The sequence below is a fragment of the Streptococcus halichoeri genome (assembly GCF_009870755.1).
GTDB classification, from domain to species: Bacteria; Bacillota; Bacilli; order Lactobacillales; family Streptococcaceae; genus Streptococcus; species Streptococcus halichoeri.
In genome coordinates this window covers 1-12,554 of the sequence record NZ_WLZU01000022.1, presented here as the reverse complement: position 1 = coordinate 12,554, position 12,554 = coordinate 1, and the positions used below count along the sequence as shown (strand labels likewise).

The window sequence follows — 12,554 nt, the reverse complement described above, 5'->3', positions numbered from 1 at the left end:
GATATGTATCAATATGACGTTACTTTTATAGGTTCTGGACATGCATCATGGCACGCTGCCATTTTGCTTAGAAAATTTGGTAAAAAAGTTGCGATTATTGAAAGCGACTTAACGGCTGGTACCTGTACCAACTATGGTTGTAATGCCAAGTTCTTGCTAGAGAGCCCCTTTGAGTATCTAGATGGACTTTCTCGTTATGAAAAAGCTGGTATCGCAACTTCTGGTCACATTTCTTGGGAAAAATTAATGGACTATAGATCAATAGCTACGCACCAGCTATGGAACAACTATTTGCGGCGCAAGGCATTGATTTGATCAAAGGCAAAGGACATCTGATTGATGACCATACGGTCGGTGTGGACAAGCAAGAAATCACCAGTGATAAAATCGTTATTGCGACAGGTCAACGCTCTGCGCGTCTCAATGTGCCTGGCAATGAGCAATTTCATGACAGTCGTGACTTTTTGAGTCTAGATAAGATGCCAAAACGCATGACTATCATCGGAGCTGGGATTATTTCCTTAGAGTTTGCTACTATGGCAACCAAATTAGGCACAGAAGTTCACATTATTGAGTTTGGTGACCGTGCACTCGCTGCCTACCCTAAAGACTACGTGCAAACAATTGTTGATACCCTAACCGAAGAAGGAGCTGTCTTCCACTTTAACGAAGCAGTTACGCAAGCCACAGCCTTAGATGATGGCAGTTATGTGGTTAAAACGGATTCAGGATTAACCGTAGAAACCGACTATATCCTTGATGCGACAGGTCGCATTGCTAACACGGAAGATTTGGGACTAGAAGCCTTAGGTATTGAAACAGACCGTGGTGGCATTGTGGTTAATGATCACTTGCAAACAGCTGTGCCAAATATCTTTGCTTCAGGTGATGTGGTTTCTAAAAAAATTCCAAAATTAACACCAACTGCTACTTTCGAATCAAACTATATCGCTTCTGTCATTTTAGGAAATAGTGATCCTATCCAATACCCAGCTATTCCAAATGTTGTCTTTACTATGCCACGCCTATCACAAGTCGGCGTAACAAATGACGAAGCTAAGGCTCACCCTGATGACTACCGGGTGGTTGATATTCCATTTGGTCAACAACTAAAATTCCAAACAAAACTCGAAGAAAATGCTAAATTAACACTGGTTATTGGGCGTGATAAAACCCTCAAAGGAGCTACTATGCTAGGCGGTGAAGCAGGGGAAATGGTGAACCTACTCACTCTGATCATTAACCAAGGCCTTAGTGCTAAAGAGCTTAATGCAATGATTTTTGCCTTCCCTGGTGTTTCTAGCGGTGTCCTCACTAGCTTGATTCAAGCTTTAAATGAGTAAAAACTCACACGGTGCTTAGCACAAATTACAAATTGCTCAGCGACTAGCACACACCTGCTGCTAGATGTGTCCAGTGCTAGTGATGTAGCTATCATCCATTCTCTAAAAAAATATAAAGGACGGTTATATGTCATTTAAAAACAATCAATTTGACGACCTCTTATTTGGACGTCGTTCCATCCGGTCTTTTGACCCACAAATCAAAATTTCAAAAGATGAAATGCTAACAATGATTGATGAAGCAGCCAAGGCGCCATCATCTGTTAACATGCAACCTTGGCGTTTAGTCATAGTCGAAAGCCCTGAGGCTAAGGCTAAGTTAAAACCTCTGATTCGTTTTAACACCTTACAAAATGAGACCTCAGCTGCGATGATCCTTATTTTTGGTGATATGCGCAGTCAAGAAAGGGCTGAAGAAATCTATGGCAAAGCAGTTAAAGAAAATAAGATGCCAGAGGCTGTTAAGCAAGAGCAATTAGCTAAGATTGTTCCGACTTATGATAATGCTAGCCGTGAAGAAATGTCACATATTGTGCATATTGATGCCAGCTTGCTTGCCATGCAGCTCATGCTAGTGGCACGCGCTCATGGCTATGACACCAACGCTATTGGTGGATTCGAAAAAGATCAGCTAGCTCAAGCATTTGATTTAGATCCTGAACGCTATGTGCCTGTGGTGATTGTGGCTATGGGTGTCGCCAAGGACAAAGGCTACGAGTCTGTTCGATTAGATGCTAAAGATATTACCAAATTTTATTAAGGAGGCGCTGCTATGACTAAAGTTTTAATGGTTGTGACAAATGTTGGTACTTACGGTGACGCCGATCGCTTAACTGGCTTATGGCTAAGTGAATTAACGCATGCCTATGATGTCTTTTCAAAGGCTGGCTACACGATTGACGTTGTCAGTCCAAAAGGGGGCTATGTTCCCTTGGATCCTAATAGCTTAGCAGATATGGATGACGTTTCCTTAGCTTACTACCGTAATGCTGACTTCCAAAACCGAATCCTCGGCGCTTCGCTATCACCCAATCAAGTAACAGCTAGTGACTACGATATTATTTACTATACCGGTGGTCATGGTACCATGTGGGATTTCCCGCATTCCGAGACCTTAGCCACAATAGCCAGCCAAATCTATGACCAAGGAGGCATTGTCTCTGCCGTCTGTCACGGTGTTGTTGGACTGCTTCCTATCAAAGATGCTGCTGAAAAAAACCTCATCGCTGATAAAGAAGTGACCGGTTTTAGCAATGAAGAAGAAACTAAAAATGGTACCCAAGACATGGTTCCCTTTTTAGCAGAAAGTGCACTCAGAGAAGGTGGGGCCACGGTCAGAGTTGGTAAACCATTCACAAGTACCGTAGCTAGTGATCACCGAGTCTTTACCGGACAAAATCCACAATCGGCCAAAGCCTTAGCGCAAGCTATTGTGGACTACCTAGCAAAAGCTTAACCAACAGCAAACCCTAAACGACTTCTCTACATCAAGCCCTACGAGGAATAACATCACTATACATAAGACAGCAAAAACCATCTGCTATGAGCCGCAAGGTCTCAACAGATGGTTTTTTTGACGATGGTTTTATCAAAAAGCTAATGCTTTAGGGAATAATGGCACAGCAGAAAGCTAGTGCTATCATTTTTATCGTGGGTAGGTAAGCCCACACTGGCTATTGGAGAGTGTGTTATGTGCAAAAACATGATAAGCTTAGTCTGCCCTCAATCTGCAGCATAGACTCCCGAGGTCATATTTCGTTTTATTTTTAAACTTGTGGTTTGGTGATCAGGTCAAGCTGCCTTGACATTGCCGAATTTTATAAACAAAACCAGCTTTTTTCCAAGAAGTGCTATCGGAAAAAAAGCTGGTTTTTGGAATGAGCAGTTGGTAGAGTCTCCAACCGTTTAATCACTAAAGTTTAGACTTTGTAGCGAAGGTTAAGCATCTCTAGATTGATCTTTTTTACGCTTACCAGTCATAATACCAGCTGCAGATGCAATAACAGACAGAGCAGCAGCTGTGAAGAAGCTAGGCGCCTCACCAGTAGCAGGTAATTGGTTCGCTCTATGTTGAGCATTTGATACTGGCTTAGCAGAATGCGGTACTTGACTTGGTGTGCTAGTAGCAGCTGCTTGGCCTTTGTTTTGCTTGTCAACTGGTGCTTGTGCGGTTTTGCTGTCTTTGCCATTTTTGCCACTGTTGTCTTTAGCATTCTTGTTTGGAGTCGCTGGAGTCAACACTGTCCATGGCACACTGTGTTTCTCAGGCTTAGCCTGAGGTGTTTGTGCACCTGGCTTGTCTTGTTTTTCTTCTGGTTTGACCTCAGGCACTTGTGGAGCTTTTGGAGCATCTGGGGTTTTCGGTGTGTCTTCGGGCTTTTGAGGTGTTTCTGGTGTGCTTGGTGCTTTTGGCTGATCCTCAGGCTTCGTCTCAGGAGTCTGAGGTGTGTCCGGAGTTTTGCCATGCTCTTTCTTGAGAGCTTCTAGTTTGGTCATCAAGTCTTGCAGCGCTTTTTCTTGAGCGCTAAGCTGGCTTTGATTTTTAAGCTTCTCTTCAACTTGAGCTTTAGCATCTTCCAAAGCTTTCATGGTTTTAGCAGTAGCTGTTAGTTTGTCTTCTAGTGCCTTGATAGCCTCTTCTTTTTCAGTGATTTTAGCTTGAACATCTTGTAAGTCTTGCTCTAGTTTAGCTTTTTCTTGGGCACTGAGCTCACCTTGTTGTTGTAGCTTAGCTTCAATCTCAGCCTTTTGATTGGTCAAGTCAGCCACTTTAGCTTGAGCGTCTTTTTGAGCCTCCTCTAGCTCTTTAACTTTTTGAGTAGATTCGGTCACTCGATCTTCTAACTCACTAACTTTAGCATTCTTTGCCTCTAACTCTTGTTTCAATCGAGTTTGAGCTTCAGTATTAGATGCTTCAGTTGCTTGAAGTTGGGCTTGTAACTCAGTAGCTTCTTTCCGCTCTTTATCAAGCTGTGTTTGCAAAGTTTGTTTTTCTTGTGTTGCGTCAGATACTTGCTGATCAAGTTCCTTAACCTTGTCTTCACTTGCTTGGAGTTTTTGAGTAGTTGCTTTAGTTTCTTCTTGAAGTTTTTCCATCTGAGCTTTTAACTCAATATTGCCCTTGGTTGAGTCTGCTAGTTGAGCTCTAACTTTTTCTTGTTCAGCTTTTAGCTTTTCATTCTTTTCTTTTGCTTTTTCAATCTCTGAAGTTAATTTCTCATTCTCTTTAGTCTGTTTGTCAAGCTTTTTCCTGTAATCAATTGTTTCTCCAAGAGCATGATCAAGCGCCCATCGGGCATTGATTAAATCTTTCTCATGGGTAATCTTTTCTAGCTCTGCTTCCAATTCTGAAAATATTGACCAATATTGCTGAACATTAGTTGTATTGACTGATCCATTACTTATTGCACGACCAGATAAATTAGTAAGGGTGGCAGAAAGCTGTTTAGCTTTATTAGAGAACTCCAACGCATGTTTTGTCAAAGGACTTTCGCTGTTCCCCTTCACGACTCCCTGATTGCTTAGCAATCCTGCGCTAACGATGAGGCTTGCGAGTACTGCTTTTTTCCCCAAATGACCTTTTGCCATTTCTTTTTTCTCCTTAGTTTCTCTCGTTTCTCTGCTAGTTTGCAGCAAGAAACAGTATATATATATATATTGAAGGTCAGTAATTTCAGGTGTTTTAAACTTATGATTCAACCAATAGAAAGCGTTTTAAGGGGTAATGTAACAGACTCTTTAGGAAGTGGCAACTGTGATTAAAACCAGCACAAATGACCTCCCACGGCTATTGTAGAAGGTCATTTTGCTAATCACTAAGTTTTTAGGTTATGAGGTAGAAATGTAAGCCAAATCTGACTAGTTTTCTTTTCGTTTGCGTGCAAGGACACCTGCGGATGCAATAACAGACAGAGCAGCAGCTGTGAAGAAGCTAGCAGCTTCACCAGTGGTAGGTAATTGGTTAGCTCTGTGTTGAGCATTTGATACTGGCTTAACAGAATGTAGTACTTGACTTGGTGTGCTAGCAGAAGCTGCTTGGTCTTTATTTTGCTTGTCAGCTGGTGCTTGTGTGGTTTTGCTGTCTTTGGCATTCTTAGCGTTGGCATCCTTGCTTGGAGTCGCTGGAGTCAACACTGTCCATGGCACACTATGCTTACCTGGGGCTTGCGGTTTATCCTCTGGTTCAGTGTCTGGTTTGACCTCAGGCACCTGTGGAGCTTTTGGAGCGCCTGGGGTTTTCGGTGTATCTTCGGGTTTTTGAGGTGTTTCTGGCGTGCTTGGTGCTTTTGGCTGATCCTCAGGCTTCGTCTCAGGAGTCTGAGGCATATCCGGAGTTTTGCCATGCTCTTTCTTAAGCGTATCAAGCTTAGCCATCAAGTCTTGCAGGTCTTTTTCAAGCTGGGCTTTTTCTTGAGCGCTAAGCTGACTTTGATTTTTAAGCTTCTCTTCAACTTGAGCTTTAGCATCTTCCAGGGCTTTCATTGATTTGGCAGTAGCTGTTAGTTTGTCTTCTAAAGCTTTAATCGCATCTTCTTTTTCAGTGATTTTAGCTTGAACATCTTGTAAGTTTTGCTCAAGTTTAGCTTTTTCTTGGGAGCTAAGCTCACCTTGTTGTTGTAGCTTAGCTTCAATCTCAGCCTTTTGATTGGTCAAGTCAGCCACTTTAGCTTCAGCGTCTTTAAGTCTGTTAGTTGACTCAGCGACTTGACCCTCAAGTCCAGCAACCTCGGTTTTTTTCTTCTCTAACTCTTGTTCTAATTTTGCTTTAGCTTCACTATTATCGGCATTAGATGCTTCAGTTGCTTGAAGCTTTTCTTGCAAGTCAGTAACTTCTTTCTTACCTTGTTCAAGCTGTGCTTGTAACTCAGAGTTTTGTTTTGTCGCTTCGGTAACCTTGTCTTGACTTTCTTTCAAGCTTTGAGTTTTCTCTTCTACTTGTACCTGTAAGTCCTTAGCTTTAGCTTGCAACTCAGTATTAGCCTTGTTAGAGTTTGCCAATTGAGCCTTAATTTTCTCTTGCTCAGATTTTAGAGTTTTAGCTTCTTCTTGAGCTTGTTTAACTTCGGATGTTAGTTCCTTTATTTCCTTTTTAAACTCAATTCCTTCCTCAACAGCTTTATCAAATACTTCTCTAAGAGTTAGTAGTTTTTCTTGATTAGTGATATCATCTATGTTTTCTCTGACACTATCGTTTAATGCTTTTAATTCTGAAAACTTTACTATACTATTAGCCCTTAAAATTTTACGAAGCTGCTCTTCTATTTTATTAGAAAGTTCAAGAACTTCACGATTCAATTCACTTGCACGCGCTCTTTCCTGATTAAATTGGTCCTCCCCCTTCACGACCTCTGGATTGCTTAATAATCCTGCACTGACGATGAGGCTTGCGAGCACCGCCTTTTTCGTCCAATGATGTTTCGCCATCTTCTCTTCATCTCCTTCTCGTTTTTCTGCTAGTTTGCAGCAAGAAACAGTATATATATATATATATATATTAAAGGTCACTTTTTTAAACAAAAACAAAATTTAAGAACAAAAAGGCGGTAGCGATTCCATTAAGCTATCACTGGATTCCTAATGCCCAAATCTGCTGACTTAGAGTGCTAAATATCCGGAATTGCTAATAACAGGGGAGTTAACCTTTTATGCTTATAGTATTTGTTTTCCTAAGTAAAAAAACAATAAAAAAAGTAATGCTAAAAAATTGATTCCTATTTTCTAATAAGGTAAACTAGGTCTGTTTATAAACAATCGCAAAGGAGACATAAGAGGGGAACTCATTGAAGGCTATATCATTAAGAAAAATGCTGGCTGCTTCTGCAGCATGCTTTATATTTTCCATAAGCTCTGCCGGAGGAAGCTTACAAGTCTGGGCAGAGGACTATTACGGGTGGAATGATGGAACAAGAAACCAATCACCCTTCTTTTTATACGTAACACCAAAGGACAACTCAACGAGAAGCACTGAAGATAAATATGTGGTGTATTGTTTTAACAAAGAGAAACATTGGCCAGATCAATGGGAAGCTACATACAATAATTTTAATGAGATAAGAGCTCCTTATAATGATTTACCCATATATGAGAAAAAATTGGGTTATGATAGTATATTTAAGCAACATGCTCCAGATCACAAAAAAGAAATTGATGATATTGGTGGTGCTTTGGTAGCAGTTCTAAGTAAAGGCTATCCGACTGTTAAAAATATTGAAAATCTTGACGAAACTTCCAGTAGAAAAATCACTCAATTAGCCATTTGGTATTTCACTGATAGTTTTCCCAAAAGTCATTTTAAAGAAAACTATAGCTTAAGCGACGTAGAAGATAAAGCACTTCAGAATTTAATTGCCGCTGGGGAAAATCCTAATTTAGATGAATCCCAGAAAAAACAAACGTTAGATTTATATATTTATAAATCAGGTGGAACAGAGCATCGTTATAATTACCAAAACCTGCTCGGTTCGACTTTGATACCTAAAATACCAGCTTCTGAAACAGAAATTCATAGTAATCTTCTTTTACTCGAAGAGGACAACCTTTCCGGTATCATTTCAGGTGGTGTAGGAAGCGTTGAAACATTGGAAGAAAGCAATACTCCTATTATAGGACAAGGAGGTGGTTTAGCTGACTTAGCCGGAGATACTCATTATCCTGCTGGGGAAAAGGTGGAGGCTGGTGCTCCGCAAATGCCTGGTACTTGGGGTAAAAATGATAGCCCCCTACAAGGTCTTGAAGGCGAGCAGTCACCTCTAATCACTAAAAACCATAATAGCACTGAAAAATACCCTGGCCAGTCAGAGATTCTAATTGAAACAGAAGATTCTAAGATTCCTCATATCATGGGCCACGGAGGTAAACTAGCTGGGGAAGCTGGGGAAGCTGGGGAAACGCAGCAAGCTGGACAAACAGGCGGCCATACCCCAACCATTGAAATAACACAAGACACGCAAGAAGGCAGGTCTGGCTCCTGCGCTAGCCAAACAGAAACCGAAGATACGCAAAAACCAACGGTCATAATGGGAAGCCAAGGGCAACCTATTGAAACATCTGAGTCTACCCAAGGCGGGATGAGCGGCCAGTCCGGCAACGCCACTGAGACTGACGACACCAAACAACCTGATGTTATCCTAGGCGGACAAGGTCACGTGATCGATATTTCTGAACATAGCTCAGCAGGCATGTCTGGCTCCTGCGACCCATTAACAACTCTTGAAGACGCTGAGCATTCAACAGCTGATAGCGACACAAAGCAAGCTGGTAAGGAGAGACGCCTACCTCAAACGTCAGATCAAGAGCATTTGCTTTTAAGCCTCCTAATGCCAGTAATTCTCTTACTCATTTCCTTACGAGCTATTTTCAAATACCCCTTTAAGGATAATAACTAAAAGTAATGCAAGCTTAACAGTACTTTTGTGGTATAGCTTTCGCAGATACAGAAACGAGACAAACCTCATTTTTGACGTTTGTCTTTTTTTGTTCCCATGTGCAGCGTTTCACTAGTTGGTAGGCTTGTGTGCAAGGTAAGCACCCAATATCACGTGTGCCAAATATTCCAAGCTCTGTTTGTTCAGGCTGTGACAACTTTCTTATGGCTTGCTTTAGATTTCCTTTAACAATCTACCGTCTGTTGGTCCGTGTCAGACCAGCAGCCACAAATTTGGCAAGTGCTAGCTGAGCTGACTTTAGCTGCGCTAGCTTAGGCCATACCCTATGGCCATTGTGTCCTGTGCGCCTCCTACAATCTTTTTTCTCTAATCATCTAGGATACAATTGATGGCATCTTGAAATTGCTGTTTCCTTAGCTCTCGTATAACCTCTAGTACATCATCTGATTGAGCATCAATAAAATCAAAGTTAAGCCCCATGACTTTTGTCCTTTGACTTAAGTTCAACCGTTCCTTTATAAAAGACGTTAATTCTGCTGTTGTAATAATCAAATCCGTGGTTTGTTCGTCAAATGTGTACGAATCTAATAAAACGTTAAATGACTGAACCTTAACTTGATTGATATGAGCATACTGAAAGACTAAACTATACAGGATGTCCATATTCCTTTTATTAATTTCCACTACTGCTATTACTAGAGGCGGGAGATTCTCTTTGATAAGCTGCTCTAAGCGCAGGCACAATAAATGTAAGTTGGCAGAGGTTAGATTGCCTCCTCCTGAGTTACTTTTGATCCAATTATTAATCAGTAAGGTTAAGCGCTCAAGCAGTTTTTGGTTCCCGTGGTATTCTGCTGAATAATAGTACTTTGAAGGAATAAAACACTGCAAATCAAATAACGTTTTACGAATATAAGGTAATAGAGTGCGAATACAGTTGCGATCAAAGACAATATACTGCTTAAACAATAAGCTTAGCTCCGTCAGCAATTCGCCGTAGCGGCGATCTTCTTGGATAATGGGAAATAGCTTTGCAAAATCGTCTTCAGAAAATTCTGTTATCACCAAAGCATTATTGACTGTTAAGTACACTAGAAAAATATAGTCAATCTCATGGTTTGGGAAATCCACATTCAAGAGTGCCCTGCCTTTTTCATTGAAGAAAAGGTCAAAATAAGTATATATGGACAGTTCCTTTAACTTTGTAAAAATGGGTTGGTGGGGGATTGCAACAGTAAAATCCCTGCGTTTCCATGATAAGGTTAATAACACATCAAAGAATAAGTATTTCTTATCCAACAAAGGGTGTGGACTCTTCTTACGCTTAGTAGAAAAGACAAATTCATGGATAAAATGCAAATCCTCATCAGAAATATTATAGGTAATAATCCCAAATTTAGCATGCAAAAGAGCAATCAGATAACGCAGACGCCACTCCTCGCCTACAATATTATTGTCTTCTAGTTTAAAACCACATTCTTCTATAAAAGGAACCATATATTGAATAATACGGTAAGCTGATGGCGTAGAAATAAAATGTTCCTTAGCAAAACGAGATACTGATTTGATCCTATTCTTGGGAGCGACTGGTAGTAAAAATTTAAGGGCTTGCAGCCTAATGGATTGACTATAGATCATATGAAAGGCATCAAAAGGCTCTTTGGACAAGATTATACAGCTGATCTTCGTTTTATCACATTTAAATTTAATCTTACCTTCAAATAGTTCACTTAATCGCTTGATGCAGTCTTTAATTTTAGACGGTGATAGGCCTGTCTTATATTGAATCATTTCTAGCGGAAGCACTTTTTTATCAAATAATAAGCTCATCATTATAATCTGACGACTAATCGATTTTTCGACATAATTTTCAAGCAAAGCATTCTCCTAAAATAAATCATACTCTCTTTAATATAATATCTTTTGTTTGAAAATTCAAGTAAATTTTGTATTTTCTAAATATTCAAACATTTATTCTTACATTATAGACTATTCTCAGTTGAAAAACAATAAGCAAATCACTCTTAATATATTGATTCCCATTTTTCAATAAAGTAAACTATTTCTATTACAAATTTGTTAATAATACTATAATAAGGAGAGTAAAATAATAGAATGAAAAGAAAAATATTAATAAAAATACTGCTTACTCCCCCAGTATACCTTGTACTTCCAGCAAACGTCACAAAAGAAAGTCTCTATCTCAGGCTCAAACCCTATTTTAGACATGACCTTGGGACAAAAGCTAAGTCATCCTTCTTATTACAACCAGCACTGACACATGCCCCAAAGCACTCCTCGAAAGCTCACTATGTTGTGTATTATTTTAAGCAACCTCATCACCATCCAGATAGTAAAAAAGACCAAACAACCTTTCAAGGAGGACAAGATAAAGCCTTCTTCAATAGGCTATTAGTCAAAAATGGCCCACAATTGCCAGCTACGGTTAGGAAAAAGGCTAATCGAACAAAAACAGCGAGCGCTATGGAAAAAGCACTCATATCTGTGTTACAAAGGGGCTATCCAACTGTTAAAAAGTTAAAAGGTCTTGACGAAAAATCCAGTCACAAAGTAACCCTATTAGCCCTTTGGCATTTTAGTCATCATTTAAAAGACCCAGATACTATTCTTACTACAAAACTTAGCAAGAAAGAGAGAGCCGCATTTGACTATTTAATTCATGGAGCTACACATGCACCACCAACTACAACCAATCAAACATCTGACAGCTCGAAAAGGGCAAATCAAAGACCAGGAAAAAGAAAACACTGCCAAAACATTTTGAGAACTAGGGTAATGCCTCCAAAAGAAAAGCCTAGCCAACTACAAGCAACGTCTGGTCTGTTCAGAAAAGCTGAGCAAAGAACATTTAAATACCCAGAGTCTGTAGCATTCCGCAAAACCGGGCATGAGCAGGCCAAACCTAAAATGCATTTTGAGCTAAATAGTCCTAAGATTCCTAAAAAGCATATGCCAAAATATAAAGAACTAACAGCAGCTGATTTGAGAATGATTATAGGTGGTGATCGAATTTATCTGCCAAGAAAATCTACCAGCTTTGGTCTTAAAAGGGGCATCCGCAATAGTCCAATGTTCCGTCAACCCAACAATAAATCAATAGGAGAGCAAAGCTATGATGCCCTATTAAGTAACATGGGTTGCCAAACACGTAAGAGAACAACGAAGGTTTCTGATATTATGGCAGGTAGCCAAGGTCAACCAATTACAACCTTTGGGAATCCTCAATCAGAAATGGTCGGCCAAGCAGACAATATCAGTAATATCAGTAATATCAGTAACATCAATAGTATCCAAAAGCCAAATCATAACACTCTCAACAACAAAATAAGCAAACAGGTCACCTTACCACAAACAAAAGAGAAAAAACAATTAGGTTTATTCAGTCTCATGGGTGCCGTAACTATTTTATTAATTCCCTTATTACCTCTTTTTAAAAGAAAGTTTAAAACGAAATAATAAAATAGCTGACTCGTAAGTTGTCAAGTCAAGTGCAACCAGTTCATAGATAACTAGAGTTCCAGAGGTTAAGCTGTTCGGGATAGCTCAAACAGGAATTTTGAGGATTGATATTGAAGAAGTCGTCTTGGGCGCTCATTGATGGCAGTAATATAACTGTCAAGTTCTTCAGAGGTTAGTGGATTAAGTGAGACTCCTTTAGGGACATATTCTCTGAGGAGCCCATTGAAGTTCTCGTTTGTTCCTCTCTCGTGTGAAGAATAGGGATGTGCAAAGTAAACGTCAACAGCTTCTAAGTTTGAGAGTAAACTAAACTCAGAACCATTATCCGCTGTGATGGATGCAATAG

Annotated in this window: 8 protein-coding genes and 1 pseudogene; 5 read left to right on the top strand and 4 right to left on the bottom strand. The window is 40.0% G+C overall.

Features of this window, described 5'->3' with window-relative positions; all coding sequences use genetic code 11:
• Positions 1-3: 3 nt before the first annotated feature.
• The 3 genes and pseudogenes from GWD08_RS06370 (at position 4) to GWD08_RS06360 (ending at position 2,799) form a co-directional block, all read left to right on the top strand.
• Positions 4-1,343, top strand: a pseudogene (locus tag GWD08_RS06370) (dihydrolipoyl dehydrogenase family protein).
• 127 nt (positions 1,344-1,470) lie between these two features.
• The gene (locus GWD08_RS06365; RefSeq protein ID WP_159564843.1) at positions 1,471-2,103 is read left to right on the top strand and encodes a nitroreductase family protein; all 633 of its coding nucleotides are present in this window, start codon (positions 1,471-1,473) and stop codon (positions 2,101-2,103) included.
• Between the two features lie 12 nt (positions 2,104-2,115).
• Positions 2,116-2,799: a type 1 glutamine amidotransferase domain-containing protein gene (locus tag GWD08_RS06360; RefSeq protein WP_159564841.1), complete on the top strand. Its 684-nt coding sequence runs from the start codon at positions 2,116-2,118 to the stop codon at positions 2,797-2,799.
• Positions 2,800-3,281: 482 nt separating this feature from the next.
• Here GWD08_RS06360 and GWD08_RS06355 read toward each other — a convergent pair whose 3' ends face one another.
• Positions 3,282-4,931, bottom strand: coding sequence for an LPXTG cell wall anchor domain-containing protein (locus GWD08_RS06355; protein ID WP_159564839.1), 1,650 nt, complete (start codon positions 4,929-4,931; stop codon positions 3,282-3,284).
• Positions 4,932-5,201: 270 nt separating this feature from the next.
• Positions 5,202-6,767, bottom strand: a complete 1,566-nt coding sequence (locus GWD08_RS06350; RefSeq protein ID WP_159564837.1) for an LPXTG cell wall anchor domain-containing protein — start codon at positions 6,765-6,767, stop codon at positions 5,202-5,204.
• 380 nt (positions 6,768-7,147) lie between these two features.
• Between GWD08_RS06350 and GWD08_RS06345 the strand changes: the two genes are divergently transcribed.
• On the top strand, positions 7,148-8,728 hold the full coding sequence (locus tag GWD08_RS06345) for a thioester-forming surface-anchored protein (protein ID WP_159564867.1): 1,581 nt from the start codon (positions 7,148-7,150) through the stop codon (positions 8,726-8,728).
• Positions 8,729-9,094: 366 nt separating this feature from the next.
• Here GWD08_RS06345 and GWD08_RS06340 read toward each other — a convergent pair whose 3' ends face one another.
• Positions 9,095-10,606, bottom strand: coding sequence for a helix-turn-helix domain-containing protein (locus GWD08_RS06340; protein ID WP_159564835.1), 1,512 nt, complete (start codon positions 10,604-10,606; stop codon positions 9,095-9,097).
• A gap of 237 nt (positions 10,607-10,843) precedes the next feature.
• Between GWD08_RS06340 and GWD08_RS06335 the strand changes: the two genes are divergently transcribed.
• On the top strand, positions 10,844-12,205 hold the full coding sequence (locus GWD08_RS06335; protein ID WP_159564833.1) for a Cys-Gln thioester bond-forming surface protein: 1,362 nt from the start codon (positions 10,844-10,846) through the stop codon (positions 12,203-12,205).
• A 68-nt stretch (positions 12,206-12,273) separates the two neighbouring features.
• Here GWD08_RS06335 and GWD08_RS06330 read toward each other — a convergent pair.
• Positions 12,274-12,554 (bottom strand): IS30 family transposase (locus GWD08_RS06330; RefSeq protein ID WP_159564831.1); only part of this gene is annotated, 281 nt, incomplete at its 5' end.